23 protein-coding genes and 1 pseudogene are annotated in these 26,082 nt (G+C 66.7%); 9 read left to right on the forward strand and 15 right to left on the reverse strand.

The genetic code is table 11. The features are described 5' to 3' along the window. Positions 1 to 293 precede the first annotated feature (293 nt). Genes LY622_RS04625 through LY622_RS04655 form a run of 7 tightly spaced genes read right to left on the reverse strand, consistent with a single transcriptional unit; the run spans position 294 to position 5,989 of the window. Complete coding sequence (locus tag LY622_RS04625; RefSeq protein ID WP_234289810.1) at positions 294 to 1,820, reverse strand: cytochrome D1 domain-containing protein; 1,527 nt, start codon at positions 1,818 to 1,820, stop codon at positions 294 to 296. Then, positions 1,817 to 2,704 carry a uroporphyrinogen-III C-methyltransferase gene (cobA, locus tag LY622_RS04630; protein WP_234289811.1) on the reverse strand — a complete coding sequence of 296 codons (888 nt, stop codon included), beginning with the start codon at positions 2,702 to 2,704 and terminating at the stop codon, positions 1,817 to 1,819. Before cobA ends, LY622_RS04625 begins: the two co-directional genes overlap by 4 nt. A gap of 54 nt (positions 2,705 to 2,758) precedes the next feature. Beyond that, entirely contained in the window at positions 2,759 to 3,958 is a 1,200-nt protein-coding gene (nirJ, locus tag LY622_RS04635) for a heme d1 biosynthesis radical SAM protein NirJ (RefSeq protein WP_234289812.1), read from the reverse strand. A gap of 41 nt (positions 3,959 to 3,999) precedes the next feature. After that, the gene (ahbB, locus tag LY622_RS04640) at positions 4,000 to 4,548 is read right to left on the reverse strand and encodes a siroheme decarboxylase subunit beta (RefSeq protein ID WP_234289813.1); all 549 of its coding nucleotides are present in this window, start codon (positions 4,546 to 4,548) and stop codon (positions 4,000 to 4,002) included. Continuing rightward, a complete protein-coding gene (locus tag LY622_RS04645; protein ID WP_234289814.1) occupies positions 4,523 to 5,005 on the reverse strand; it encodes an Lrp/AsnC family transcriptional regulator in 483 nt (160 codons plus the stop codon). Before LY622_RS04645 ends, ahbB (LY622_RS04640) begins: the two co-directional genes overlap by 26 nt. Beyond that, on the reverse strand, positions 4,977 to 5,519 hold the full coding sequence (ahbB, locus tag LY622_RS04650; RefSeq protein ID WP_234289815.1) for a siroheme decarboxylase subunit beta: 543 nt from the start codon (positions 5,517 to 5,519) through the stop codon (positions 4,977 to 4,979). The genes LY622_RS04645 and ahbB (LY622_RS04650) overlap by 29 nt, the downstream gene beginning before the upstream one ends. Then, positions 5,516 to 5,989 (reverse strand): AsnC family transcriptional regulator, encoded by a 474-nt coding sequence (locus tag LY622_RS04655; RefSeq protein ID WP_234289816.1) that lies wholly within the window; start codon positions 5,987 to 5,989, stop codon positions 5,516 to 5,518. The genes ahbB (LY622_RS04650) and LY622_RS04655 overlap by 4 nt, the downstream gene beginning before the upstream one ends. Positions 5,990 to 6,221: 232 nt before the next feature. On the opposite strand from LY622_RS04655, the gene LY622_RS04660 reads away from it, so the two are divergent. The 3 genes from LY622_RS04660 (at position 6,222) to hmpA (ending at position 9,122) form a co-directional block, all read left to right on the forward strand. Then, the gene (locus LY622_RS04660) at positions 6,222 to 6,572 is read left to right on the forward strand and encodes a c-type cytochrome (protein WP_234289817.1); all 351 of its coding nucleotides are present in this window, start codon (positions 6,222 to 6,224) and stop codon (positions 6,570 to 6,572) included. A gap of 15 nt (positions 6,573 to 6,587) precedes the next feature. Next, positions 6,588 to 7,805, forward strand: coding sequence for a cytochrome D1 domain-containing protein (locus LY622_RS04665; protein WP_234289818.1), 1,218 nt, complete (start codon positions 6,588 to 6,590; stop codon positions 7,803 to 7,805). Between the two features lie 144 nt (positions 7,806 to 7,949). Beyond that, on the forward strand, positions 7,950 to 9,122 hold the full coding sequence (gene hmpA / locus LY622_RS04670; protein ID WP_234289819.1) for an NO-inducible flavohemoprotein: 1,173 nt from the start codon (positions 7,950 to 7,952) through the stop codon (positions 9,120 to 9,122). Between the two features lie 34 nt (positions 9,123 to 9,156). Here hmpA and LY622_RS04675 read toward each other — a convergent pair whose 3' ends face one another. The 3 genes from LY622_RS04675 to LY622_RS04685 are packed head-to-tail and all read right to left on the reverse strand — an operon-like array spanning position 9,157 to position 14,317. After that, positions 9,157 to 12,285 (reverse strand): efflux RND transporter permease subunit, encoded by a 3,129-nt coding sequence (locus LY622_RS04675; protein ID WP_234289820.1) that lies wholly within the window; start codon positions 12,283 to 12,285, stop codon positions 9,157 to 9,159. Then, entirely contained in the window at positions 12,282 to 13,691 is a 1,410-nt protein-coding gene (locus tag LY622_RS04680) for an efflux RND transporter periplasmic adaptor subunit (RefSeq protein ID WP_234289821.1), read from the reverse strand. The genes LY622_RS04675 and LY622_RS04680 overlap by 4 nt, the downstream gene beginning before the upstream one ends. Beyond that, positions 13,688 to 14,317 carry a TetR/AcrR family transcriptional regulator gene (locus tag LY622_RS04685; RefSeq protein WP_234289822.1) on the reverse strand — a complete coding sequence of 210 codons (630 nt, stop codon included), beginning with the start codon at positions 14,315 to 14,317 and terminating at the stop codon, positions 13,688 to 13,690. The genes LY622_RS04680 and LY622_RS04685 overlap by 4 nt, the downstream gene beginning before the upstream one ends. 154 nt (positions 14,318 to 14,471) lie before the next feature. Here LY622_RS04685 and ubiU point away from each other — a divergent pair, with 154 nt between their 5' ends. From ubiU to LY622_RS04720, 6 genes and pseudogenes are all read left to right on the forward strand, one after another. Further along, complete coding sequence (gene ubiU, locus LY622_RS04690) at positions 14,472 to 15,467, forward strand: ubiquinone anaerobic biosynthesis protein UbiU (protein ID WP_234289823.1); 996 nt, start codon at positions 14,472 to 14,474, stop codon at positions 15,465 to 15,467. Positions 15,468 to 15,480: 13 nt separating this feature from the next. Next, complete coding sequence (locus LY622_RS04695) at positions 15,481 to 16,398, forward strand: U32 family peptidase (protein ID WP_234289824.1); 918 nt, start codon at positions 15,481 to 15,483, stop codon at positions 16,396 to 16,398. 254 nt (positions 16,399 to 16,652) lie between these two features. Further along, positions 16,653 to 18,629 (forward strand): annotated as a pseudogene (locus LY622_RS04700) (ribonucleoside triphosphate reductase). Between the two features lie 108 nt (positions 18,630 to 18,737). Continuing rightward, entirely contained in the window at positions 18,738 to 19,487 is a 750-nt protein-coding gene (locus tag LY622_RS04710) for an anaerobic ribonucleoside-triphosphate reductase activating protein (protein WP_234289827.1), read from the forward strand. A gap of 18 nt (positions 19,488 to 19,505) precedes the next feature. Continuing rightward, positions 19,506 to 20,633 (forward strand): helix-turn-helix domain-containing protein, encoded by a 1,128-nt coding sequence (locus LY622_RS04715; protein ID WP_234289828.1) that lies wholly within the window; start codon positions 19,506 to 19,508, stop codon positions 20,631 to 20,633. A 205-nt stretch (positions 20,634 to 20,838) separates the two neighbouring features. Next, positions 20,839 to 21,429 carry a DUF6448 family protein gene (locus tag LY622_RS04720; RefSeq protein WP_234289829.1) on the forward strand — a complete coding sequence of 197 codons (591 nt, stop codon included), beginning with the start codon at positions 20,839 to 20,841 and terminating at the stop codon, positions 21,427 to 21,429. A 70-nt stretch (positions 21,430 to 21,499) separates the two neighbouring features. Here the strand turns inward: LY622_RS04720 and cdd are convergent, their stop codons facing one another. The 5 genes from cdd to deoC are packed head-to-tail and all read right to left on the reverse strand — an operon-like array spanning position 21,500 to position 26,060. Beyond that, positions 21,500 to 21,907 carry a cytidine deaminase gene (gene cdd, locus LY622_RS04725; RefSeq protein WP_234289830.1) on the reverse strand — a complete coding sequence of 136 codons (408 nt, stop codon included), beginning with the start codon at positions 21,905 to 21,907 and terminating at the stop codon, positions 21,500 to 21,502. Beyond that, positions 21,904 to 22,632 (reverse strand): purine-nucleoside phosphorylase, encoded by a 729-nt coding sequence (gene deoD / locus LY622_RS04730; RefSeq protein WP_114479330.1) that lies wholly within the window; start codon positions 22,630 to 22,632, stop codon positions 21,904 to 21,906. Before deoD ends, cdd begins: the two co-directional genes overlap by 4 nt. A 10-nt stretch (positions 22,633 to 22,642) precedes the next feature. Beyond that, entirely contained in the window at positions 22,643 to 23,944 is a 1,302-nt protein-coding gene (locus LY622_RS04735) for a phosphopentomutase (RefSeq protein WP_234289831.1), read from the reverse strand. Next, complete coding sequence (deoA, locus tag LY622_RS04740) at positions 23,941 to 25,284, reverse strand: thymidine phosphorylase (protein WP_234289832.1); 1,344 nt, start codon at positions 25,282 to 25,284, stop codon at positions 23,941 to 23,943. Before deoA ends, LY622_RS04735 begins: the two co-directional genes overlap by 4 nt. Further along, positions 25,284 to 26,060 carry a deoxyribose-phosphate aldolase gene (gene deoC / locus LY622_RS04745; protein ID WP_234289833.1) on the reverse strand — a complete coding sequence of 259 codons (777 nt, stop codon included), beginning with the start codon at positions 26,058 to 26,060 and terminating at the stop codon, positions 25,284 to 25,286. Before deoC ends, deoA begins: the two co-directional genes overlap by 1 nt. Between the last annotated feature and the right edge of the window lie 22 nt (positions 26,061 to 26,082).

Genomic DNA, 26,082 nt, shown 5'->3' on the forward strand with positions numbered 1-26,082 from the left:
CCGCAGGCCTCCCGGCGGTGTTGCCGGTATTCGCGACGACAACCAACCTTTCAGCCTCCGCCGAGGCGCCTATCGGCGCCAGTCGCGATGGGGACTCGGAGCGCCGAACCGAGCGCTCCAACAGCGATCCTCTCCACCGACGGTGCCACGCCGCTGTAGGAGTAGCTTCAGCTCACGACTGGAGGCCGCAGGCCTCCCGGCGGTGTTGCCGACGCCAACGATCACCGCTAACGCGGCGGCCTCCACCAGGCGCCTGCTGAGCCTTATGCGTAATCAGGTCTTTTTAATGACTCCTAATGGCTCGTGCCTTCCTCGTACTGTGTCTTGTTCCACACGTTGTACTTGCCCGAGGGGCGCTTCATCGGCATGCGGCCCAGTTCCTCCAGGGTGTTGGCGTCGAGCCACAGCAGGTAGCCGTCGTCGTCCCAGATGCTCAATAGCAGCGTCTCGCCGCGGCGGTCGAACTCCACGTGGGCGGCGGTCTTGCCCGGCTCGGGGATCAGCGTCTCGACGATCTCCAGGCTCTGCTTGTCGATCACATGGATGCGATCGTGGTTGGGGCCGAAGAAGACGTCCACCCAGGCGTAGGGCGAGTTCTCGTGGCTGCGCATGAAGAAGCCGGGGCCGTCGGTCTCGATATGGGTGATCAGCGACCAGTCGGTCATGTCGAACACCGAGACCTGGCCCTTGTCGATGTGGGGGATCGCCATGACGCGGCGCCCGTCCAGCTCCCAGGTGATGCCGGCGCCCAGGTGCGGCATGCCTTCCAGCGGCAGGTCGGCGACCTTGACCTCCTCGTCCATGTCGAACACCTGGCCACCCTGGCCGCCGCGAGCCGCACCCACGATATAGCGGTACTCCATGTCGAAGAAGAAGTCGTCCAGGTAGTCCGGCGCCTCCATGCGGTGCAGGGCGAAGTCACCGACGATGGTCTCGTCGCCGTCGGCCCGCTCCTCCGGCCAGCGGATCTCCCACACCTCGGGAATATCGCGCAGGGCGGCGACGAAGCTGTTGCGCGGCGGCGCGGTATAGACGGCGCTGACCCGTGACGTGTCGCCGTTGAGGCCTTCCACCGGGATGGTGGCGATCAGCTCGAGATCACGGGCATCCAGCAGCACCAGCGAGTGGGGCAGGTAGTTGCCGGCCAGCACATAGTTGCCGTCGGCCGACACCGCGATGTTGCGCATATTGATGCCGGCACGCACCTCGGCGGTGACCTCGAGGTTGTAGATGTCGTACTTGGTCACCCAGCCATCCCGGGAGCCGAAGTAGACGTAGCGGCCGTCCGGCGTGTACTTGGGCCCGCCGTGCAGCGCATAGCGGCTGGGGAAGCGGGTGATGCGCTCGAACTTGTCGCCATCGAGCAGGCTGACGTGGTGATCGCCGATCTCCACCACGAGAAAGAGGTTCTTGAGATCCTCGACCTCGAACACCGGCTCGTCGGGCAGGGTACCGTAGGCGTGGTTGACCACGTGGCTGGCCAGGATATCCTCCTCGGTCCAGCTTGGCTCCACCTCCGGGGCCTCGAAGATCCATTCGGCCAGGGCGGCGATCTCGGCCTCGTCCAGCAATTCGCCGTAGGCGGGCATCTGGGTGGCAATGCGGCCGTCGCGGATCACCTCGAAGGCCTCGTCGTGCTTGAGCCGCGAGAGATTATCCGGCAGCAACGCGGGGCCGATGCCGCCCAACCGGCTGACGCCATGGCAGATCGCGCAGTGGTGGTTGTAGAGCACATTGGCATCGGGTTCGTCGGCCACGGCCGACAGGGCCGGAATACCCAGGCCCAGCAGGGCGCCGAGCAGCAGCGAGGGTCGTATCACAGCGCCATCCTCCCCATCGCCACCGGCGTATCGGCGCTATCGCTCTCAGCACCGGTATCCGCATCGGCATCGCGTCGCGTCATCCGCGTCATGGCCGGTGCCAGGGTGTCGGCCAGGCGCACCACCTCGCCCACCACGATCAGGGTCGGCGGCTGGAAGCCTTCCCGCTCGATGACCTCGACCACGTCGCCCAGCGTGGCCAGCACATGACGCTGTTCGGGGGTGGTGCCGCGCTCGACCAGGGCGACAGGATGCGTGGCCGGCAGGCCGTGGCGCTGCAGCTCGCGGCTGATCAGCTCGGCATTGGCCAGGCCCATGTAGAAGACGGCGGTGTGGTTGGGCACCGCCAGGGCCGCCCAGTTGAGGTCCAGTGCGCCGTCCGCCTTGCAGTGGCCGGTGACGAAGGTGACGCTCTGGGCGAAGTCCCGGTGGGTGAGCGGGAAACCGGAGTAAGTAGAGCAGCCCGACGCCGAGGTGATGCCCGGCACTACGCGAAAACCGACGCCATGCTCGATCAGGTACTCGGCTTCCTCGCCGCCACGGCCGAAGATGTAGGGGTCGCCGCCCTTAAGGCGCAGGACCCGCTTGCCCTCGCTCGCCAGCCGCACCAGCAGCGCGTTGGTCTCGTCCTGGGTCAGGGCATGGCAGCGCGAGGCCTTGCCGACGTAGTAGCGGCGCGCAGAGGCCGACGCCATGGCCAGCACTTCCTGGGACACCAGCCGGTCGAAGACCAGGCAGTCGGCCTGCTGCAGCAGCGACAGGGCGCGCAGGGTCAACAGGCCGGGGTCGCCGGGCCCGGCACCCACGATGGCAACCTCGCCGGACGCCAATGGCGCCTCATCGAGGTCGAAGCTCAGGTTTCGCGAATGGCGATGTGTGATCATGGTCGGCCTCTCCCCGAAGCGTCAACGGTCATCTTTCTGATTCTGTGTGAAGGCCTACAGCTCGATGCTCTGGATGGCATCGTAGGGGGCTGCTACGCGGCGCTGGCGGTTTTCTTCGACGCCGATTTCCTCGTTGCTCAGGTAGCAGCCGGGATCCTCTTCCCAGGGGTCGCCGGTGACCTTCCAGGCCCGCACCCGGGTGTTGCCGTTGCAGATCGGAAGATAGCGGCATTCGCCGCAGCGCCCCTTGAGCGGCCGCGGCCGCTGGCGGAAGCCCAGCATCAGCGGGTCCTGGGTGTCGCGCCAGATCTCGGAGAAGGGCCGCTCGCGGACGTTGCCGAGGGTATGGTCCCACCAGAAGGTATCCGGGTGGACATTGCCGAGGTTGTCGATGTTGGCGATGTGCTCCCCGGAGGCGTTGCCCCCCCAGTGGGTCAGTCGCCGCTCCAGTGCCTCGGCCTGGTCGGGGAAGTGCTCCCGGGCCCACATCAGCAGGAAGGGGCCGTCGGCGTCGTTGTTGCCGGTGACATACTCGCGCTCGACGCCGCGGGCAAGCTCCGCCCGGCAGTGGTCGAACAGCTGGGTCATGGCGTCGCGGGTCATCTGGTGCCAGGCATCGTGCTTGCCGTGACGGTGGCCGCGCCCGCCGTAGTTGAGGTGCGAGAGATAGAACTTGTCGACGTCGTGTTCGTCGATCAGCGCCAGGATGTCACCGAGCTGCTCATAGTTCTGCTGGGTCAGGGTGAAGCGCAGCCCCACCTTGATGCCGCGCTCCTTGCACAGCTTCACCGCGTGCATCGACTCGCGGAAGGCGCCCTTGCGCTGGCGGATCACGTCGTGGGTCTCCTCCAGGCCATCGATGCTGATGCCGACGTAGTCGTAGCCGATGTCGGCGATCTCGTCGATGTTGGACTCATCGATCAGGGTGCCGTTGGTGGACAGGCCGGTATAGATGCCCAGCTCCCGCGCCCGCCGCGACAGCTCGAAGATATCGGGTCGCATCAGCGGCTCGCCCCCGGAGAGGATCAGCGCCGGCACCCGGAATCCCTGCAGGTCTTCGAGCACCGCATGCGCCTCGGCGTTGGAGAGCTCACCGGCGAAGTCGATGTCGGCCGAGGTGGTATAGCAGTGCTTGCAGGTCAGGTTGCAGCGGCGGATCAGGTTCCAGATCACCACCGGACCCGGCGGCTTGCGCGCCGGTGGAACCGGAGTTGGCTCGACCAGGGACTTGATGTAGCGGGTGACTCTGAACATGGGAAACTCCTCTTGCGACAGGCCTCTGGCTCTGGCTCAGCCTAGGCCTGCCTGTCGGACCGGCCGGCCAGTCGCAGGCCGGTCTTCTTGAGAATGCGCGAGCTGTAGAGAATGCGATGATCCCGGCAGGCGTCACCCAGCAGGGAGCGAAGCTCATCGGCCTGGCGCTCGACGTCGGCGTGGGTCTGGCCATGCAGCATGGCGAACAGGTTATAGGGCCATTCCGGCAGGTGGCGCGGCCGACGGTAGCAGTGGCTGACCCCCGGCAACGCCGCCACCGCGCGTCCCAGGCGGTCGATATGGGCGTCGTCCACGTCCCATACGGTCATGCCGTTGGCCAGGTAGCCCAGCCGGTAGTGATTGGGTACCGCGGCAATGCGGCGGATGATGCCGGCCGCCTGCATGCGCTGCATGCGCTGGCGCACCTCTGCCCCGTCGATACCCAGCGGCTTGCCCACGGCACTCCAGGGGTCGGGTACCAGCGGCAGGCCGGCCTGGGTGGCCAGTACGATGGCGCGGTCGACGGCGTCCAGGCCACCCGGCGCAGTAGTGGCGGCGTTCGCGTCAGACGGGCAGGTGGAGACGGACATGGAATTCCTCCTGCTTGGGCATGTTGAAGACCGGCAGGCCGGTGGCCGCCTCGATAGCAGCGATCGCCTCGGCGATACCTTCCGGCGTCTCGGTGGCCAGCACGAACCACATGTTGAGACGGTGCTCGCGGCGGTAGTTGTGAGCCACCTCGGGAAAGGCGTTGACCGCCGCGGTGACGCGTTCAAAGTCGGTTTCCGGGACTTCCAGCGCCGCCAGGGTGAGGCCGCCACCGAGCCGTTCTGCGTGGTACATGGGGCCGAAGCGGCTGAGCACGCCGCTGTCCCGCAGTCGCTCGAGCCGATAGAGCAGCTCGCCCTCGCTCAGGTCGATTTCCGCCGCCACGGCGGCAAAGGGCGACTCGACCAGCGGCAGGCCATCCTGCAGGCGATTGATGATGCGCCGGTCGGCGGCGTCCAGCGCCGCCGGCTCAGGCCGGCTGAGGCGTTCTGCGATCATGGCTGTCATCCTCTCGGGTGTAGCGACCCCCGCGCTGCTTGTAGGCCTTCAGGCTGAACAGCACGCGGTGGGGAATGGCCTGCAACGCCTGGCGCTCGACGATCTCGTCCAGCGCGGCCAGCACCCGGTCGCGGCGAGTGCCATGAATCATGCAGAACAGGTTGTAGGGCCAGTCGGGCAGGCGCCGCGGACGGCGGTAGCAGAGTGTCACGGCGGGCTCGGCCGCCAGGCGCCTGCCCAGCTCTCCAACAACATCGTCGGGGACGTTCCAGACCACCATGGCATTGGCGCAGACCCCCAGGGCGTGGTGCCTGACCACCAGGCCCATGCGCTTGATCAGGCCCACGTCCTGCCAGCGCTGTACGCAGGCCATGACCTCGCCCTCGCTCATCCCGCACTGTTCGGCGAGCGTGCGCCAGGGCCGGGGAGTCAGCGGCAGGCCGGTCTCCAGCAGCGCGCGCAGGCGGTGTTCGGCCTGGGTCTCGGGGGCGGTTATGGACAGTGAACGGCTCATGGCACCTCCAGCTCGGCCCAGGGTATGGGAAAGCCCAGGTCGATATGGAAACCCTCGAGCATCGGCAGGCGCAGCAGCGGCTTGCCCAGCTCGGCCTCCAGCGCATCGAGGCGCGCCTCGAGCTCGCCCTCGTCGGCGGCGGTCATAACGAACCAAAGGTTGTAGCGGTGCTCGCGAGCGTAGTTGTGATTGACGCCGGCAGAGCGATTGATCACCGCCGCCACCTCGTCACGCTCTGCTTCCGGCACCGCCACCGCCGCCAGCAGGCTGGCGCCGGCCCGGGCATGATCGAAAACCGGGCCCACCCGGCTCAGCACCTGCTCGTTCTGCAGCGACTGAAGCCGCGCGACCACCTCGGCTTCGCTCACCCCCAGCTGCTCTGCCATGGCGGCGTAGGGCCGTTCACAGATCGGCAGGCCGCGCTGGTAGGCGTCGATGAGGCGGCGGTCGAGTAGGTCAAGTGCAGCCATGGGCAGGTACCGGGCCGTTAGAGGGAAAGCATGATGTTAAGACGCATCTTACATGCCTCATCACGTCTGAAAGCGGTCATCGGCGCTGCCGTTGACACAGGTCAAAAGAGGAATTTTTACTCGCCCGACCTTGATATCCGTCAAAGCAGCGAATCTGCAACGGGGAGACACTTCGCTGACGGCCACGTCCTTTCACGGCCTTTCCCGTTCCGTCGTCCTGCGAGGCTTTCCCATGCAACTGCCGGCCCTCTTCATGCTCCTAGGCCTACTGCTCTCGGCCACCGCCATGGCGGAAAGCCATGAGGATGGACTCGATCCACAGCGCCAGGCCGAGCTAGAGACCCTGCTCTACCAGGACTGCGGCTCCTGCCACGGCATGACGCTGCGCGGCGGGCTGGGGCCGGCGCTGCCCCGCGATCGCATGGAAGGCTTCAGCGTCGAAGCGCTCGCGCACATCATCCAGCACGGCATTCCCGGCAGCGCCATGCCGGGCTGGAAGGCCCTGCTCAGTGACGATGAGGCGCGCTGGCTGGCTGAACATCTGCGTACCGACAACCGCCTTGAAACGCTGCAACAAGACTGACCCCGGAGACCTGCCATGCCTATCCCGTACCCGCTGAAGACACTGCTCGCCGCCGGCGCCCTGGCCCTGTTCTCCACCGGTCAGGCCCTGGCCGAGGCACCCGCCACGGGGCCGGAGCTTCGCGGCACGGGGGATCTCGGCGTGGTCATCGAGCGCGCCACCGGCAGCGTGGCCCTGGTCGACACGACCGAAAAGACGGTGTTGCGCCATATCAATGGCTTCGGCGATCTCTCCCACGCCTCGGTGAAGTTCACCCGCGACGCCCGCCACGCCTTCGTCTTCGGCCGTGACGGCGGCCTGACTCGGCTCGACCTGCTCACCGGTGAGATCGACGGGCGCATCATCCAGGGCGGTAACAGCATCGGCGGCGCCATCTCCCAGGACGGCCGCTTCGTGGCGGTGGGCAACTACGAACCGGGCGGGGTGAAGGTCTTCGACGTCGAGACCATGGAACTGGTGATCGACGTGCCGGCCACCTACGAAAAGCCGGATGGCACCACCGACCAGGCCAAGGTGGTGGGCGTGGTGGACGTACCGGGCAATCTCTTCGTCTTCAGCCTGTTCGAGGCGGGCGAGATATGGACCCTGGACATGTCCACCGACGAGCCCGAGCTGACCAAGTACCGCGACGTCGGCAGCATGCCCTACGACGCGCTGATCACCCCCAACGGTCGCTACTATATCGCCGGCCTGTTCGGCGAAGATGGCATGGCCCTGCTCGACCTGTGGCAACCGGAAAACGGCGTGCAGCGCATCCTGCCCGACTACGGCCGCGGCGAGGAGCGCCTGCCGGTCTACAAGATGCCCCACCTGGAGGGCTGGGCCATGGCGGGCGACCAGGCCTTCTTCCCCGCCGTGGGCCGCAACGAGGTGCTGGTGGCCAATACCCGCGACTGGTCGCTGACCGAGCGCATCGAGGTGCACGGCCAGCCGATCTTCGTCATGAGCCGCCCCGACGAGCAGCAGGTATGGGTCACCTTTGCCCATCCCCTCAACGACAAGGTACAGGTGATCGATACCCGCACCCTTGAGGTGATCGAGACCCTGTCGCCCGGCGAGTCGATCCTGCACAAGGAGTTCACGCCCCGGGGCGAGCATATCTGGATCTCGGCTCGCGACAGCAACCAGATCACCGTCTACGACACCCGCACCTTCGAGGTGCTGGCGACCCTGCCGGCCGAATCGCCCAGCGGCATTTTCTTTACCCACCGAGCCCATCGCATCGGGCTTTAGGGAAGAGCGGAAAAGCGAAAGCCGGGGATATCCTCCCCGGCTTTTTTGGTCCTGCCCGCGACATTAGGTCTCACGCCATCGCCCCCTGAAAGAGGTATTTTACATACTTCTTTATAAAGTCATCCCTGACGAAGGAGACGCCCCATGCTCACCCACGAGCAAGAAAGGTTGATTGAAGCCACCGCCCCGGTGGTCGCGGAGCACCTCGATGCCATCGCCCAGCGCTTCTACCCGCTGATGTTTGCGCGCTATCCCGGCGTGGCCTCGCTGTTCAATGCCGCACACCAGCAGAGCGGTGCTCAGCAGCGCGCCCTGGCCGGCGCCGTGCTGGCCTATGTGCAGCTGCGCCAGGACCCCGCCAGGGCCAGGTCCGTGCTGGGCACCGTGGTCGAGAAACACGTCTCGCTGGGCATCCAGCCGGACCAGTATCCCATCGTCGGCGAATGCCTGATGGCGGCCATCGGCGAGGAGCTGGGCGATGCCCTGACGCCGGAAATTGCGGACGCCTGGGGCGCCCTCTACGAGGAGCTGGCCGGCCTGCTGATCGAGCTCGAGGAGCGGCGCTACCACGCCTTCGCCCAGCAGCCCGGTGGCTGGCGTGGCCTGAGGCGTTTTCGTATCGCGGCCACCCGCCAGGAGAGCGCGGTGATCCGCTCCTTCGTACTCGAGCCCGAGGATGGCGGCGCCGTCGCCGAACACCAGCCCGGCCAGTACATCGGCGTACGCCTCAGCATCGAGGGCGAGCCGGTCTATCGCCACTACAGTCTCTCGGCTACAGCCAACGGCCGCGGTTACCGGATCTCCATCAAGCGTGAGCCCGACGGCCGTGTCAGCCGATACTTCCATGATGTGCTGACGGTGGGCGACAGCCTGGACCTGCTGCCTCCCGCCGGCGACCTGACGCTCCATCCGGGCGACGAGCCGGTGGTCCTGGTCAGCGGTGGCGTGGGCCAGACCCCCATGCTGTCGCTGGCACGCCAGGCGCTGGAACAGCAGCGCCAGGTGGTCTACCTGCACGCCGCCCTGGATGCCGAGCATCACGCCTTCCGCGACGAAATCACCCTGCTGCAGACGGAACACACCAACCGGCTCAAGGCGGTGACGATTCACGAGCAAGGCGAGGAGGCCGACCATATCGGGCGCATCGATCGGGCGCTCCTCGAGCACTACCTGCCGACGGGCAAGCCGCGCTGCTACTTCGTCGGCCCTCAGGGATTCATGAGCGCGGTGAACCAGGCCCTGGCGGACCTTGGCATCGACGAGAGCCGCCGCCATTTCGAGCACTTCGGCCCGTCGCGCCCCCTCGACGCCGCCTGAGCCTCTCCGACCTCGCTCTCCAGGGGCGAGGTCGCTATCGCGTGAGATCCACCACCCTGCCCGATGGGGATCGAATCCATCCCCAGTCATCGAACAGCACATAAAGCGCTGGGATGACGAGCAGTACCAGCACCGTCGACGTCAATAGGCCAAACACCACCGAAATCACCAGCGGCTTGATGGCCGCCGCCTGGGTGCTGGTTTCGGCCAACAGCGGCAGCAGTCCGGCAATGGTAGTCGTAGACGAGATCAGGATAGCTCGCAGCCGGTCGCGGCTGGCCTGGCCGGCGGCCTCCACCGCGGCAAGCCCCTGCGCCCGGTGTCCCTTGATAAAGTGGATCAGCAGGATGGCGTTGTTGACCACGATACCCGCCAGCGATGCCGCACCGATCAAGGAAGGCATGGAAAGGTAGTAACCCATGAGTACATGCCCCCAGATTGCCCCGATGAAGGCCAGGGGGATCGAGAGCATGACGATCAGCGGCTCCACGTAGCTGCGGAACTGAAAGGAGAGGATCACGAAGATGCCGACCAGCCCGATCATCAAACCGCGGCGGATCGAGCCGCCGGTTTCGGCGGAACTGGCCACCTGTCCTTCGAAGGCCACTTCCACCTCGGCATGGCGAGCTCGAAAATCCTCCAGCCATCCACTGCCCACCAAGGCATTGACGATGGCCTGGCCGCTGGCCTGGCGGGCGTCGACGTTGGCTTCCACGATCACCGTACGCCGTCCGTCGATACGCGTGATGCGTGCCCACTCGCGGCGCTCGATCGCCTCGGCGACCACCTCCAGCGGCACCCTTCGACCATCAGGCAGGGCGATGGTCAGGTCGGCGAGATCATCCAGGCCATCCCGATCATCCGCGGCTTGGCGTACCAGCACTTCGACCTCCTGCTCACCGATGCGCAGGGTATCGGCAATCTCCCCGAGCAGGGCGGCACGCATCTGGCTGGCCACCTCCTCCGCGGTCAGGCCCAGGCCATGGGCGCCCTCGATCAGCGAAAAGGCCCGCTGGGGCTTGCCCAGCCTCAGGTCGTCGATGACGTTGTAAACAGCGGCGTACCCCTCGAGGTGCTCGGTCAGCTCCCGCGCCGCCGCCTGCATGGCCGTCAGATCCTCGCCGCTCAGTCGCACCTCCACGGGCACCCCGGCGGGGCCGAAGCCCGGCTCCTGGATGATCAGCCGCTGCACGCCCTCAACCTCGCCGATGGCCTCACGCCAGGCCTCGGTCAGCTCGTCCAACGTCACCCGGCGGCGCTCGGCGGTGAGCAGGTCGACGATGACGGTAGCGACATGGGGCCCGGCTTCGCGTGCACTGGGGTTGTGGTTGAAGCGCACCTGGACCGCCTCTACCAGGCGAGCACCTCCCGGCTGATCCGGTGAAAAGCGGGCATCGAGTTCGTGTAGCGCCGCCTCGACCCGTTCGGCTACCGCCTCGGTGCGCGCCAGCGGGGTACCCTGTGGCATCAGGATGCGTGCCTCCAGCACGTCACCGTCGATGTCGGGCATCGCCTCGCTGCCGACATGGCCACCGGCCATGAAGCCAGCGGATCCCAGCATGATCGCCAGCACGGCACCCAATACCGCATGCCGAAAGCGGATCGCACCGTCGGCCAGCCTTCCCACGCCTTCGCGAAAGTTCTCGAAACGCCGTTCGAAGGCGGCCCTGAAGCGAGAATCCTGACCCTCCTGCAGCGTCGGCACGCTGTCCTTGAGACTGCCCTTGAGATGATGGGGCAGTATCCAGAAGGCCTCGATCAGGCTGGCCGCCAGGGCGGCGATCAGCACCACGGGAAGCACCTGAAGCACGGCACCGAGCTCGCCGGCCAGGAAAGAGAGCGGGACGAAGACCGCCGCCGTGGTGAGAAAGGAGGAGAGTACTCCCGGCAGCACCTGACGCGTACCCGCCACCACCGCCTCAAGCGGCGTCGTGGCCTCCCGGGCGTGGGCGGCGATGTTGTCGGTGATGACGATGGCGTCATCCATGACGATGCCGATGGTCATCAACAGCGCCACCAGAGTGATCATGTTCATGGACAGGCCGGTCAAACTCATGACCACAAAGGCGCCCATGAAGGCAGCGGGCAGACCGAGCACCGCCCACAGCGCCAGCCGAGGCCGGAAGAACAGGCTCATCACCAGCACGACCAGGACAAGGCCCATGAGGCCGTTACCCGCCAGCATGCGCAGGCGGTCACTCACGATGCTGGTCATGTCCTGGGTGACCGTGAGAGCAATACGCCCGTCGAAGCGACCACGCTCCGTCTCGATCAACTGATCGAGCCGCGCCTTCACCGACAGAGCATCGTCACGCAGGTTCTTGCTCACCTCCAGCACCAGCGCCGACTCGCCGTTGAAGCGTATCCGCTCCTCCGCTCGCTCTCCCACCTCGCGCAGGGACGCGATCTCGCCCAAGGTCAGCTCGCCGCCCTCGGGGCTGGAGACGATCACCAACGAGGCCAGTTCCGAGAGCGTGCGGCGCTGGTCGGTGAAGCGCAGCAGGATGTCACGGTCGCGGGTCTCCAGGGTGCCCAGTGGCAGGTCGATGCTCTGGCTGGCCAACCGGCTAGCCAACTCCCGTGCGGAAAGCCCGTACTGGCCCAGCACCTCGCGGGGCACCTCCACCTGCCACTGGCGCTGAGACATGCCATGAATCGCCACTCCGGCCACGCCGGGCAGCGCCATGATGCGGTCCTCGAGGCGCAAGGCGTAATCCTCGAGCTGGCGAGCCGGCATGTCGCCCGAGACCGCGACCGCCGCCACCAGGTCGCTGCGATGCAGCTCGCGGACCGCCGGCGCCTCGGCGCGGGCCGGCAGCTCGGTGATGGCGCTGACCTCGGTATCGATCTGGGTGAGGAAGCGGATGGCATCGCCACCCGGCGCCATGGTCGCAGTGGCACTGGCCAGGTTGTCCTGAGCTACGCAGGCGAACTCGTCGAGAAACTCGACGCCCTTGACTGCCTGATGGAGACGCCGGCACACATCATCCTCGACGTCGGCGGCGCTGGCGCCGCGATAGACCACCTCTATGGCTACCTCCGTGGGGCGGTAGTCGGGGAAGGTCTCGCGCTTGAGGTGGGGGGCGGCGAACAGCCCGGCGGCCAGCAGCAGTATCAGCAGCAGATTGGCGGCCGTGGGGTGCGCGGCGAACCAGCGGATCATGGCTGCGCTCTCTTTCCAGGTTCGTCCCCGACAGGTGCGCTCCGGAACGTCTCCCCCCGCGCCTGGGCGGCGAGGCGAGCCTCGAGGGCCTCGTCACGCCGCGGCGCCAGCGTCATGCCGGCCAGCGCGGGCTGCAGGTCGTCGACGACGACCCGCTCGCCCGGTGCCAGGCCCAGCTCGATCACCGCCAGGTCGCCCTGTTCGAAGGCCACCGATACTTCACGCCGCACCAGGCGATCCTCACTATCGGCCAGGTAGAGCTCGCCGTGATGAATCGCAGACGCCGGGACCACCATTCGCGGCTCGGGACTCGACGCCGAGAGGTGTACCCGGGTATACATGTCGCGCTGCAGCGGGGGGCGGTCCGGTGGCCGCGCATCCCGGTAGGGGTGATCGACCCGCACCACCACCCGCACGGCGCGGGTCGCCGGGTCCAGGCCACTGGCGATGCGCACGACCCTTCCGCTCCAGCCCACGCCGGGAGCCCCCACCAGGGTCAGCTCGGCCTCGATGGCGCCGAGGTCGATTCGCTCGCTCAGGTCCAGGCTGCCGAGCGGCAGGTCATCGGGGGCCATGGCGCCCAGCAGGCGTCGCATCATGCTGAACGGGATACGCGCTTCGACCTCGGCGGCGGCCAGGCTGTCCGCCTCGAAGAGCCGCTGCCCTGCGGCAACGAACTGGTGGCGCTCCACCCCAACCTCGCCGAGCCGCAGGTCGTAGGGCGCCACGAAGCGGGTATCCTCCAGGTCACGTCGGGCCTGGGCCAGGCGAGTGGCGGCCCGGGCCTGCTGGGCCTCCAGCGACTGACGCTGCGCCGGCAGCAGCGCCAGGGTGTTCTCCAGCGAGGCCACCGCCTGCCGCTGGGCCAGGGCGGCACGCCGCTGTTCGTCGAGTTGGGAGCGGGCCACGGCGCCGCTGCCGGCCAGGCGTTCGATGCGCGCCAGCTCCTGTTCGGCCAGGGCCAGGCGTTCGCGCTCCAGCGCCAGCAAACGACCGGTGTTCGCCTCCTCGACCTCGAGCTGGGACCGCTCGCCGGCCAGGCTGGCCAGCTCGGCTTCGGCCTCGGCGATGGCCAGCTCATAGCGACTGGGGTCCAGCGCCACCAGCAGGGTCCCCTCCGGCAGTAGAGTACCGCTCTCCAGCTCAGGGTGGCGCTCCACCACCCGACCCGACACGTTGGCCACCGCCTGCCACGTTTCGGTGGGGCGCGCCACGCCGTGGCCACGAGCCTCGAGGCGCAGTTCGGTAAGTTGCGCCTCGATCACCGTGACCGGCGTGGGCATCACTGCCGCCTCGAGGCGCTCCGGCTCCTGGCGGTTGGCCACGAAGAGCAGAAACACGGCAAGACCCGCCGCCAGGCCACCCAACACCACCAGCCCCCGCCCAATGCCTTTTCGAAGAGTCATTGGGCCTGCTCCGGTTCGGACCCACCCTCGTCGTGGATGCCATGGCAGTAGAGCTCGAAGGCGCCTTGAGCATGCTGGGCAATATGGCTCATGTTCCCAATCATCAGCGATTGCATGACCAGCCCCTGAATGGTGCCGATGAACTGGGTGGCCGCCGCTTCGATGTCCACCCCCTGACGCAGCTCACCGGCCGCCTGGGCCTGAACCAGCTGTTGCTCGACTCGTTCACGGTAGAGGAACAGCAGTGAGCGCACCATGCGCCGAGCCGGCGTCGGCCGGGCATGCTGCAGTTGGCCCATCATCAGTCGGGGAACCCCCGGATGCTCGACGATGAAGGCGATATGGGCATGGAACATCGCCTCCAGCGCGGCCAGCGGGCTAGCGGCCCCGGCAGCGGCCGCATCCAGCCGTTGCATCACCCGCTCCGCCACCCAGCCGATCACCGCCTCCCAGATCGCATCCTTACTGGGAAAATGGCGAAACAGTGCACCCTGGGTGACCCGCATGTGCTTGGCGATATTGCCGGTGGTGATGTTGGCCGGATCATCCTGAGCACTCAACTCAATGACCGTCTCAACGGTCCGCTCGCGGCGGGCCTCAGCGGAAAGGTTGCGTTTGGTGGTCATGTCTCTCGCCATAAGATAGTAATCGATTACTATCTTATGATCTTGGGAATGAAACCGCCAGCCGAAAAACCACTTCGCCATGACCCGAATCAAAGGCGGGTCACGAGTAGTCGACTAGCATGGTCGGATTTACCCAGACTGCGAGGAGAGCGTCATGGAGCTTGTCTGCCCGGCCGGCAACCTGCCTGCCCTGAAGCGAGCCGTGGATGAGGGAGCCGATGCCGTCTACTTCGGCTTCCAGAATTCCACCAATGCCCGGCAGTTCGCCGGCCTCAACTTCACCGACAAGCGTGCCCGCGAAGGCATCGACTACGCCCACGCCCGCGGCAAGCGGGTGTTCTGCGCCATCAACACCTACCCGCAGCCCGACGGCTGGGCCCAGTGGACCCGCGCCGTGGACCAGGCCGCGGACCTCGGCGTGGACGCCCTGATCATGGCCGACATGGGCCTGCTCGACTACGCGGCACGGCGCCATCCCGACCTCGCCCGCCACCTCTCGGTGCAGGGCTCGGCCACCAGCCACGAGGCGCTACGTTTCTACCACGACCATTTCGGCATCAAGCGCGCCGTGCTGCCGCGGGTGCTCTCCATCACCCAGGTGCGCGACCTGGCCAAGCAGAGCCCGGTGGAGCTCGAAGTGTTCGCCTTCGGCAGCCTGTGCATCATGGCCGAAGGGCGCTGCTACCTCTCCTCCTACCTCACCGGCGAGTCGCCCAATACCCGCGGCGTCTGCTCGCCGGCGGCCCATGTTCGCTGGGAGGAGACTCCCGAGGGGCTGGAATCACGCCTCAACGGCGTGCTGATCGACCGCTACGGCGAGGGCGAGCGGGCCGGCTACCCCACCCTGTGCAAGGGGCGCTTCGAGGTCGGCGGCGAGACCTATCACGCCATCGAGGAGCCCACCAGCCTCAACACCCTGGAACTGCTGCCTGAGCTGCGCGAACTCGGCATCAGCGCGGTGAAGATCGAGGGCCGCCAGCGCAGCCCGGCCTACGTGTCCAAGGTGGCCGAGATCTGGCGCCAGGCGCTGGACCGCCTCGAACGAGCCCCCGAGCGCTTCCACCCCGAGCCCGCCTGGATGGCCGGCCTCGGCGAGGTCTCCGAAGGCGCCACCACCACCCTGGGCGCCTACGAACGCCGCTGGAAATAGGAGCAGAAACGTCATGTCGACTTCCCCTACCCTGCAGCTGTCGCTGGGCCCGGTGCTGTTCTACTGGACCCGCGAGCGCTATGCCGCCTTCTACCGCGAGGCCGCCGACTGGCCGGTGGAAATCGTCTATCTCGGCGAGTCCGTCTGCTCGCGCCGCCGCGACATGAAGCTCGACGACTGGCTCGGCATCGGCCGCGAGCTGGCCCAGAGCGGCAAGCAGGTCGTCATCGCCAGCCAGACCCTGATCGAGTCCGAAGCCGACCTGCGCGACCTGCGCAAGCTGTGCGACAACGGCGAGTTCATCGTCGAGGCCAACGACCAGAGCGCGCTGCAGCGCCTATCCGCCGCCGGCCTGCCCTTCGTCGCCGGCGCCGCGCTGAACCTCTACAACCCCGCTTCCATCGCCGTGATGGCCCGAGCCGGCATGCAGCGCTGGCAAGCGCCGGTGGAGATGTCCCGCGACGATCTCACCCGGCTGCTTGCCGACTGCGCCACTGAGGGACTAAACCAGCCCTGCGAGGTGTTCGCCTACGGCCACCTGCCGCTGGCCTGGTCGTCGCGCTGCTTCACCGCCCGGCGTCACCAGAAGCCCAAGGATCGCTGCCAGTTCGTCTGCCAGAAGTATCCCGAAGGCCTCCCGCTGCGCTCCCAGGAGTCGAAGGAAGTGTTTACCCTCAACGGCATCCAGACCCTCTCCGGCGCCTGCCAGGACCTGCGCCACGAGGTGAGAGACATGGCCGCGATGGGGGTGGCCGTGGCGCGCCTGAGCCCCCGCGCCAAGGGCATGGCCGAAGTCGTCGCCGGCTTCGACGCCGCCCGCCGCGGCGAGCTGCCCACTGCCGACCCGCTGGCGCTGGTCGAGGCCGAAGTCTGCGACGGCTACTGGCACGGCCGCCCGGGCATGGATAACACCCGCCTGCCGGCCGGCTGAAACCAACAGCACCACAGCTCACTCTTCTATGGAGCCTCGACGGAGCAGAGTGAGGCGCCGGGGCAGGTCGAAGAGGAGGTCATTTGCCATGGATGGCAAATGTAGCGCCCATGGATGGGTTTACAGCGCCTCCTCGTAGACCTTGCGGCGGCGCGGTACAGCCAATGGCAAGCACTACCGTTTATCTCGATAGACCTTTTTCTGATCTGGGTCATGTTCTCCTGCTGCCGAAGGCACTAGCCTTCACACACCATATGTTGTGTATAGAAACACCAATCGGCAGCACATATAGGGAGATTACGGTGAACGCCCCCATCCGCCAGGCCGGCCCGCGCCGCATCGACGTCGCCTCGACCGTCAACGAATACCTCGAACGCGCCGACTGGCGCGTGCACGCCAACGCCAACCAGGGCTACTCCCTGGGCGGGCTGATCCTCAACGTCTCGGGCAAGCTGATCGCCAACTACTGGCTCGACGAGGTCTACCCGGCGGAGGTCGGCGCCGCCCACCGCGAGGGCGACCTGCATATCCACGACCTCGACATGCTGTGCGGCTACTGCGCCGGCTGGTCGCTGCGCCAGCTATTGATCGAGGGCTTCAACGGCGTGCCCGGGCGCGCCGAGAGCGACCCGCCGCGGCACCTCTCCAGCGCCCTGGGGCAGATGGTCAACTTCCTCGGCACCCTGCAGAACGAGTGGGCCGGCGCCCAGGCCTTCAGCTCCTTCGATACCTACCTGGCGCCCTACGTGCGCAAGGATGGGCTGGACTACCAAGCGGTGAAGCAGGCGGTCCAGGAGTTCATCTATAACCTCAACGTGCCGTCGCGCTGGGGCAGCCAGACGCCCTTCACCAACCTCACCTTCGACTGGGTGTGCCCGGCGGACCTGCGCGATCAGGTGCCGATCATCGGCGGCGAGGAGCAGCCCTTCACCTACGGCGAGCTGCAGGCGGAGATGGACCTGATCAACCGCGCCTACCTGGAGGTGATGGAGACCGGCGATCGCCAGGGGCGGGTCTTCACCTTCCCCATACCCACCTACAACATCACCACCGACTTCGACTGGGAGAGCGACAACGCCGAGCGGCTGTTCGCGCTGACCGCCAAGTACGGCCTGCCCTACTTCCAGAACTTCCTCAACTCGGACCTGGAGCCGCACATGGTGCGCTCCATGTGCTGCCGCCTGCAGCTCGATCTCTCGGAGCTGCTCAAGCGCGGCAACGGCCTGTTCGGCAGCGCCGAGCAGACCGGCTCGCTGGGCGTGGTGACGCTCAACTGTGCGCGGCTAGGCTATCGCTTCGCCGGTGATCGGGCGGGGCTTCTTGCCGAGCTCGACCGGCTGCTGGCGCTGGGCCGCGACAGCCTGGAGCTCAAGCGCGGATGCATCCAGCAGTGGATGGATGACGGGCTCTACCCCTATACCCAGCGCTACCTGGGCACGCTGCGCAACCACTTCTCGACCCTGGGTGTGAACGGGCTCAACGAGATGGTGCGCAACTTCTCCGACGACCGCTACGACATCACCGCCCCTGAAGGGCGCCAGCTCGCCCTGGAGGTGCTCGATCACGTGCGCGGGCGAATGCAGGCATTCCAGGCCGAGACTGGCCACCTCTACAACCTGGAGGCGACCCCGGCGGAGGGCACCACCTACCGCTTCGCCCGCGCCGACGCCGAGTGCTTCCCCGGCATTCTGCAGGCGGGCACGCCGGAGGCGCCCTACTACACCAATTCCAGCCAGCTGCCGGTGGGGCACACCGACGACCCCTTCGAGGCGCTGATTCACCAGGACCCGCTGCAGACCCGCTACACCGGTGGCACCGTGCTGCATCTCTATATGCGTGAGAAGCTCTCCAGCCCCGACGCCTGCCGCAAGCTGGTGCGTACCGCCCTGTCGCGCTTCCGCCTGCCCTACATCACCGTGACGCCGACCTTCTCGATCTGCCCGGTGCACGGCTACCTGGCCGGCGAACACGAATTCTGCCCGAAGTGCGACGAGGCACTGCTGGCAAGACGCGCCGCGGCCATTCCGGCCTAAGCGATTTTCAACCCACTGGAAGGAACCAAGAAGATGACGAACATCGACACCCTGCCCACCGAAGAACGCCAGCGCTGCGAGGTCTGGACCCGCGTGATGGGCTACCACCGCCCGGTCAGCCAGTTCAACATCGGCAAGCGCGCCGAGCACCGCGAGCGTCGCCACTTCACCGAACGGGCCGCGGCCCTTGCGCCCTGACATACCACTGCCTGAGCTGCCGGGCCCCAGGTCCGGCAGAGCCTTCAGCGTGGTAACAGAGCCTCCAGCTTGGTGAAAGAAGCCATCAGCTTGGTAAAGGAGCCCTCGATGATCGCCACCGACCTCGATTCACCCTCACCTGTGCCTCTCGATGGCATTCGGCTACCCATCGCCGGCCTGACCCAGATGACCACCCTGGACTATCCGGATCACCTGGCCTGCGTGGTGTTCCTGCAGGGCTGCCCGCTGCGCTGCGGCTACTGCCACAACGGCCACATGATGGCGCCGCGCCGCGGTGACGAGCGGGAGTGGCAGGCGCTGCAGGAATTCCTGGAGAGTCGTCGAGGCTTGCTCGAGGCGGTGGTGTTCAGCGGCGGGGAACCCACCCTGCACCACGCCCTGCCGGCCGCCGTCAGCGAAGTGAAGGCGATGGGCTTCAAGGTGGGACTGCACACCGCCGGCCCCTACCCGGGCAGGCTCTCTCGCCTGCTGCCGAATCTCGACTGGGTGGGGCTCGACGTGAAGGGGCGCGGGCGCGACTTCGACCGCATCTGCGGGCGGCCCGGCATCTGGCAGCGCCACAGCCAGAGCCTGATGACGCTGCTCGACAGCGGTATCGACTTCGAGTGTCGCACCACCGTGCACTGGCGCGACTTCGACCTGGCCGACGTGGAACGCCTGGCATTGACCCTGGCCGACTGCGGCGTACGCCGCTACGCCATCCAGGTAGCCCGCATTCGCCAGTGCCTCGACCCGGCCTACTGCCAGCCGGTGGAGAACGCCCCGCCGCGGGCCATGCTCGCCGGGCTGGTCAAGCGTCTGGCCCCCCACTTCGCACGGATCGAACTGCGTGAATAGACTGACAGGAGAGCCACGATGTACCTGAGCCTGGCCGACATCCTACTGCTGACGAGTATTCTGCAGTCGTTGGTCCTTGCGGGCTTCCTGCTGATGCCGGATAACATGCGTCTACTCAGCAATCGCCTGCTGTTGGCGACAGTGCTTGCCTTTGCTGCAGGGCTGGCCGAAGTCTTCCTTTACAGCACGGGGCTGGCCCAGCGCTTCCTCAACCTGGCCTACCTCGGCACGCTGATCGGCCTGCTGCAGGCTGGACTGTTATTTCTTTATGCCAAGGCACTGATGTACCAGGACTTTCGGCTCGTCAAAGGACATTGGATCCACACTCTTCTGTTCTGGGTCGTCGGAGCCATATTCCTGGTCGAGTATTATCTCCAACCGGACGACCTGAAACGCCAGATACTCATGGAGCGGGATCACCCAGGAGTGTTGACCTCTCCGCTCATGGCGTCTGCGATCCACCTGGTCTTTCTCGGCTACCTCATCGCCACCATCCGTGAGATCCAGGCATTTGGCATGGGCGTGAGGCAGATATTCTCCAACATCGAAAACAAGCAGTTGGCCTGGCTACGCATTCTATTGCTGGGCTATTCGGTTGTATGGAGCGTCAGCCTGGTCTACTGCCTGTCGGCTCATGTCTTCAAGAGCAGTGCCAGCGTGCAGTGGGTATCGACAATAGGCGGCGTGACAGGCTTTCTTTTCATCAACTACTTGCTCATTCATGCCCTGCGACAACCCATCGTGTTCTCGGGACTCAGCGCAGAGGAATCGCGGCTACTTGCCATCAGCATGGAAACAACCAATCCGCCGGCCAATACCGCCCTGCTGGGGCGGCTCAAACGCCATATGCAGCAGACCAGGCCCTACCTCGACGCCAACCTGACAGTGAACCAGCTCGCACGACAGCTCAATGTGCCCGCCCGGGAGATTTCACGAACCATCAACCAGGGCCTTGGCAAGAATTTCTTCGAGTTCATCAGCGATTACCGTATCGCCGAGGCCTGTCGACAGCTGCAAGCCGCCGAGGCCGGCACCACCATCCTGCAGGTGATGTACGACTCGGGCTTCAACTCCAAGTCAGTGTTCAACACGGCCTTCAAGAAGGCCACCGGCATGACCCCCAGCGCCTATCGCACCCGCTCATAGTCGCTCGGCACGCTGGCTAACCCGCCCCTTCGGCGTTCTACTTTCCGAAACCCGAAGAAGAACCAGCAACCTACTGATATTTATGTATTTTCAATGGGGTTCGAGCGCAGGCTATCGAACGACCAAGGCATCTCGGCTCCCTATTATGGAAGCACAGTCGGCATGCAGCTCGACTGGCCCATCCACGATTTCGGAGCAAGACACCATGACACTCCCCCTTCGCAAGCACCTGCTGGCCATCGTTACCGCCTCCGCCCTTGCCCTGCCCCTAGCCACGCCGGCATTCGCCCACTGCGATGCCATGGACGGCCCGGTGATCACGGAAGCGCAGCTGGCACTCGACTCGGGCGATATCACCCCGCTGCTCAAGTGGGTACCGGCCGCGGACGAACCGTCCCTGATGAGCGCCTTCGACAAGACGCTCGAAGTCCGCGCGCTCGGCGATACCGCACAGGAACTGGCCGACCGGCAGTTCTTCGCCACCCTGGTGAAGATTCACCGCGCCTATGAAGGCGCTCCCTTCACCGGTATCAAGCCTGCCGGTGAAATCGATCCGGCAGTCCAACTGGCCGATAGGGCACTGGAAGAAGGCGAGATCGATGCATTTCTGGCTCGCATCGTAGAAAAATTCGAACAGAACGCCCGCTCTGCCTTCGAAACCACCCTAGCGGCAAAGCTCCATGCGGGCGAAAACCCCGAATTGGGTCGTGAGTACGTCGATCACTACGTGCATTACGTGCATTATCTCGAAGACGTGCACAACGTCATCGTCGGCAACACTGCGCATGCGCACTAGCGCAGAAACCAAGTACCAATTGGCATTCAGGGGCGGGAGACCACCCCTGAATCAGCTTCCCGCTAAAGCTTCAAAGCCCCAGATTCTCCGGCCCGAAGGCATCGGGCAGCAGCTCGTCGATGGTGTAGCGCTTGAGCAGCACACCTTGGGCGTCGAGCACCTGGATGCGGGTCTCGGCGTCGGCGAACTCGCGGATGCGCTGGCGACAATCGCCACAGGGGGAGCAGAGGTGCTCGGCGGGGCCGATGACATAGACAGTGCGCAGGCGACGCTCGCCGGCGCTGACCATGGCGGCGATGGCCGAGGCCTCGGCGCACAGCCCCTTGTAGTGGGCCACCTCGACGTTGGCGCCGAAGTAGCGAGCCCCGCTCTCGCTCTCCACCAGCGCCCCCACCGGGTGCTGCGAATAGGGCGCGTAGGCGCGACCACGCACCGCGATCAGCGCCTCGACGATGGCCGGGTCGACGGCATCGCTCATGCCGAAGCCCCAGCGTCGTCGCGCAGTACCGCTTCCAGCGCCACCTCGACCATCTCGTTGAAGCTGCGCTCGCGTTCTTCGCTGGGCAGCGACTCGCCCTTGAGAATATGGTCCGACACCGTGCAGATGGTCATCGCCCTGGCGCCAAACTCCGCCGCCACGCCATAGAGCCCCGCCGCCTCCATCTCCACGCCGACGATGCCGTAGCGCTTCATCAATTCGAACAGCTCGCCCTGGGGGTTGTAGAACAGGTCCGCCGAGAACAGGTTGCCCACCTTCACCGCCACGCCCTGGGCCGCGGCGGCGTCCACCGCGTGGCGGGTCAACTCGAAGTCGGCGATGGCGGCGAAATCGTGGCCCATGAAGCGGGTGCGGTTGACCGCCGAGTCGGTGCTCGCGCCCAGGCCGATCACCACGTCGCGCACCGCCACGTCGTCGCGCACCGCGCCGCAGGAACCGACCCGGATCAGCCGCTCGACGCCATAGTCGGTGATCAACTCCTTGGCGTAGATGGAGACCGAGGGAATGCCCATGCCGTGACCCATCACCGAGATCTCGCGGCCCCGGTAGCGGCCGGTGTAGCCGAGCATGTTGCGCACGCTGTTCACCTCGCGCGCACCCTCGAGGAAGGTCTCGGCGATGTACTTGGCGCGCAGCGGGTCGCCGGGCATCAGCACGGTGTCGGCGAAGATGCCGCGTTCGCCCTGGATGTGGGGAGTCGCCATGTCGAGGCTCCTATGCAGCGAGAGGGTCGGTAGGGAGTGGCTTGGAAAGAAAGCTTGTGCCGTCGGCCATGGGCGCAAGCCCCAGATGGGCTGCCAGGCTCTGGCCGATATCGGCGAAGGTATTGCGCGCGCCGAGGGAGCCGGCAGGAAGCCCCGCACCCAGCGCCAGTACCGGCACCCGTTCGCGGGTGTGATCCGTGCCGTGCCAGGTGGGGTCGCAGCCGTGGTCGGCGGTAAGGACCAACAGGTCGTCGTCGCCCAGCTTGGCCAGCAGCTCGGGTAGCCGCGCGTCGAAGGCTTCGAGTGCGGCGGCATAGCCGGCCACGTCGCGGCGGTGACCGTAGAGAGTGTCGAAGTCGACGAAGTTGGTCATGACCAGCGAGCGGTCGCCGGCCTCATCCAGGGCGGCCAGGGTGGCGTCCATCAGCGCGTCGTGACCGCTGGCCTTGACCGTGCGCGTCACGCCGCAGTGGGCATAGATATCGGCGATCTTGCCGATGGCGATGACTTCGCCGCCGTCGTCGGCGAGCTTCTGCAGCACCGTGGCCGCGGGCGGCTCGACGCTGTAGTCGCGCCGGTTGGCGGTGCGGGCGAAGTCATCGGCGCTTCGGCCGACGAAGGGCCGCGCGATGACCCGACCGATGTTGTAGGGCTCGAGCAGTCGCCGGGTGGTCTCGCACAGGGCGTAGAGCCGCTCGAGGCCGAAGGCCTCCTCGTGGGCGGCGATCTGGAACACCGAGTCGCCGGAGGTGTAGACGATGGGCTTGCCGCTGGCGGCGTGCTCCTCGCCGAGCCGGGCGATGATCTCGGTGCCCGAGGCGTGGCAGTTGCCCAGCACGCCGGGCAGATCCCCCTGCCGAATCAGCGCTTCGAGCAGCTCGGTCGGGAAGCTCTCCTCGCGGTCGAGGAAGTAGCCCCAGTCGAAGCGCACCGGGACACCCGCGATCTCCCAATGGCCGGAAGGGGTGTCCTTGCCCGAGGAGATCTCCCGGGCGTTGCCGTAGGCGCCGATCACCTCGGCAGGCACCTCGACGCCCTCCGCCCAGGCGCCCGTGCTTTCACGGTGGGCGTGGAACAACCCCAACCGCGACAGGTTGGGTAGTGCAAGGGGACCTTGCCGCGCCGCCGGGCCGGCTTCGGGGCCCTGTCGCGGGCCGGGTTCGGGGCCCTGTAAAAAGCCGTCGCACTCCCCCTTGGCACAGGCAGCGGCGATATGGCCCAGGGTGTCGGCACCGGCATCATGGAAGCGGTCGGCATCCGGCGCGCCGCCGATGCCGAAGGAGTCGAGTACCAGTACGATGGCGCGGCTCATGGCCCCTCCCGACGAATCACGTCTTGAATGAGTGTAGGCAATCTGACGGCGGCGACGTCGTTCACTTCGATGGCGGCAAGCAGCCGCGTGGCGGCACGCTCGGCGTCGGCTACGCTTCGTGCATGCACCCAGGCCAGCGGGCGCTCGCCGTCGACCGTCTCGCCGATGGCGGCGATGCCGGTCAGCCCGACGCCATGGTCGATGGCATCCTGCGGCGCGCGGCGTCCGCCGCCCAGTTCCACCACGGCGAGGCCCACGGCGCGGGTGTCCATGCGCGTGACGCGACCGCGGCGCTCGGCATGCACGGGGCGCACGATGGGCGCCTGGGGGAGATAGCGGTCGTGGCGTTCGAGCAGGTCGGCGGGGCCGCCCAGGCCCGTCACCATGCGGGCGAAGCGCTCGGCGGCGGCGCCGCTGGCGAGCCGTTCATCCAGCAGGGCCAGGGCTGCATCACGGCTCTCGGCCAGGCGGCCGGCCAGCAGCAGCTCGGCGGCGAGTCCTCGGGTCACCTCCAGCAGGCGGCCTTCGCGCACCTCTCCCGTGAGCAGGCGGATTGCCTCGTACACCTCGACGGCGTTGCCGGCGCAGGGCGCCAGCGGCTGGCTCATGTCGGTGAGCAGCGTGGTGGTCGGTGTGCCGGCTCGACTCGCCACCTCGGCAATGGTGCTGGCCAGCTCGAACGAAGCCTCATGGGTGGGCATAAAGGCGCCGCTGCCGGTCTTGACGTCCATCACCAGGGCGTCGAGGCCGCAGGCGAGCTTCTTGCCGAGGATGGAGCTGACGATCAGCGGTAGCGACTCCACCGTGGCGGTGACGTCACGGATGGCATAGAGCCGCCGGTCGGCCGGGGCCAGCTGGGCGGTCTGGCCGACGATGGCCACGCCTGCCTCGCGCACCAGGGCGCGAAAGCGCTCCCGCGTGGGGGCGATGTCGTAGCCGGGAATCGCCTCGAGCTTGTCCAGGGTGCCGCCGGTGTGGCCCAGGCCGCGGCCGGAGACCATCGGCACATGGCCGCCGCAGGCGGCGATCCACGGCCCCAGCACCAGCGAGACGAGATCCCCCACCCCGCCGGTGGAGTGCTTGTCGAGCACCGGTCCCGGCAGGTCGAGGTCGCTCCACGCCAATACCTCGCCGGAGTCGCGCACCGCCTCGGTCAGCGCTACTGTCTCGGCGGCATCCATGCCATTGAGAAAGATCGCCATGGCCAGCGCCCCCACCTGGGCATCGGAGAGGTTGCCGTCAGCAATGCCGCCCACCAGTTCGCGGATCGCCTCGGGCGAGAGCGCCTGGCCGTCGCGCTTGGCGCGGATCAGCTCCTGGGGCAGGGCTCGAGAGCTCATCAATAGCCTCCAGACGGCGCCGCACCGGGTGTCTCGACGCCTAGTGTCGCCAACAGGTTATCAAGCAGCCCCGAGGCGCCGAAGCGGAAGTGCTGAGGGGTCAACCACTCTGCCCCCAGGATGCGTTCGGCGAGCTGCAGGTAGGCGGCGGCATCCTCGGCGGTGCGTACGCCGCCGGCGGCCTTGAAGCCCAGGTCCCTGCCGCTCTCCTTGATCGCGTTGAGCAGGAGCTCGGCTGACTCCAGGGTGGCATTGATCGTCACCTTGCCGGTGGAGGTCTTGAGGAAGTCGGCGCCGCCCTCGATGGCAAGTTTGGCGGCACGACTGATCAAGCCCGCCTCCTTGAGCTCGCCGGTTTCTAATATGACTTTGAGCACGGCGTCGCCGCACTCGCGCTTGCAGGCGGCGACCAGCTCGCGGCCGACCTCGGCGTCACCCGCCATCAGCGCTCGGTAGGGAAACACCACGTCGACCTCATCGGCCCCCGCGGCGATGGCCGCGCGGGTCTCGGACGCGGCGCGTTCGACGTCGGCCTCGCCGTGGGGAAAGTTGGTCACGGTTGCCACCTTCACCTTTCCGGCCAGGCCCTGCTCGGCCAGCGCCTCACGGGCGGTGGCAATGAAACGGGGATAGATACACACCGCCGCCGGATGCCCCGCCGGGGTCTTGGCACGGGCGCACAGTCCGCGGATGACGGCATCGCTGTCGTCGTCGTTGAGGCTGGTCAGGTCCATCAGCGCCAGGGCCTGGCGTGCCGCCTGCTCGAGTTCAGTCATGTCGCCACCTGTGAAATCGGGT

Source organism: Halomonas alkalisoli (assembly GCF_021412585.1).
In the GTDB taxonomy this organism is placed as follows: Bacteria; Pseudomonadota; Gammaproteobacteria; order Pseudomonadales; family Halomonadaceae; genus Halomonas; species Halomonas alkalisoli.

Coding starts and splice junctions, on each gene's coding strand:
- cobA (WP_234289811.1), bottom strand. CDS start 2,704: ATGATCACACATCGCCATTCGCGAAACCTGAGCTTCGACCTCGATGAG.
- nirJ (WP_234289812.1), bottom strand. CDS start 3,958: ATGTTCAGAGTCACCCGCTACATCAAGTCCCTGGTCGAGCCAACTCCG.
- ahbB (WP_234289813.1), bottom strand. CDS start 4,548: ATGTCCGTCTCCACCTGCCCGTCTGACGCGAACGCCGCCACTACTGCG.
- LY622_RS04645 (WP_234289814.1), bottom strand. CDS start 5,005: ATGATCGCAGAACGCCTCAGCCGGCCTGAGCCGGCGGCGCTGGACGCC.
- ahbB (WP_234289815.1), bottom strand. CDS start 5,519: ATGAGCCGTTCACTGTCCATAACCGCCCCCGAGACCCAGGCCGAACAC.
- LY622_RS04655 (WP_234289816.1), bottom strand. CDS start 5,989: ATGGCTGCACTTGACCTACTCGACCGCCGCCTCATCGACGCCTACCAG.
- LY622_RS04660 (WP_234289817.1), top strand. CDS start 6,222: ATGCAACTGCCGGCCCTCTTCATGCTCCTAGGCCTACTGCTCTCGGCC.
- LY622_RS04665 (WP_234289818.1), top strand. CDS start 6,588: ATGCCTATCCCGTACCCGCTGAAGACACTGCTCGCCGCCGGCGCCCTG.
- hmpA (WP_234289819.1), top strand. CDS start 7,950: ATGCTCACCCACGAGCAAGAAAGGTTGATTGAAGCCACCGCCCCGGTG.
- LY622_RS04675 (WP_234289820.1), bottom strand. CDS start 12,285: ATGATCCGCTGGTTCGCCGCGCACCCCACGGCCGCCAATCTGCTGCTG.
- LY622_RS04680 (WP_234289821.1), bottom strand. CDS start 13,691: ATGACTCTTCGAAAAGGCATTGGGCGGGGGCTGGTGGTGTTGGGTGGC.
- LY622_RS04685 (WP_234289822.1), bottom strand. CDS start 14,317: ATGACCACCAAACGCAACCTTTCCGCTGAGGCCCGCCGCGAGCGGACC.
- ubiU (WP_234289823.1), top strand. CDS start 14,472: ATGGAGCTTGTCTGCCCGGCCGGCAACCTGCCTGCCCTGAAGCGAGCC.
- LY622_RS04695 (WP_234289824.1), top strand. CDS start 15,481: ATGTCGACTTCCCCTACCCTGCAGCTGTCGCTGGGCCCGGTGCTGTTC.
- LY622_RS04710 (WP_234289827.1), top strand. CDS start 18,738: ATGATCGCCACCGACCTCGATTCACCCTCACCTGTGCCTCTCGATGGC.
- LY622_RS04715 (WP_234289828.1), top strand. CDS start 19,506: ATGTACCTGAGCCTGGCCGACATCCTACTGCTGACGAGTATTCTGCAG.
- LY622_RS04720 (WP_234289829.1), top strand. CDS start 20,839: ATGACACTCCCCCTTCGCAAGCACCTGCTGGCCATCGTTACCGCCTCC.
- cdd (WP_234289830.1), bottom strand. CDS start 21,907: ATGAGCGATGCCGTCGACCCGGCCATCGTCGAGGCGCTGATCGCGGTG.
- deoD (WP_114479330.1), bottom strand. CDS start 22,632: ATGGCGACTCCCCACATCCAGGGCGAACGCGGCATCTTCGCCGACACC.
- LY622_RS04735 (WP_234289831.1), bottom strand. CDS start 23,944: ATGAGCCGCGCCATCGTACTGGTACTCGACTCCTTCGGCATCGGCGGC.
- deoA (WP_234289832.1), bottom strand. CDS start 25,284: ATGAGCTCTCGAGCCCTGCCCCAGGAGCTGATCCGCGCCAAGCGCGAC.
- deoC (WP_234289833.1), bottom strand. CDS start 26,060: ATGACTGAACTCGAGCAGGCGGCACGCCAGGCCCTGGCGCTGATGGAC.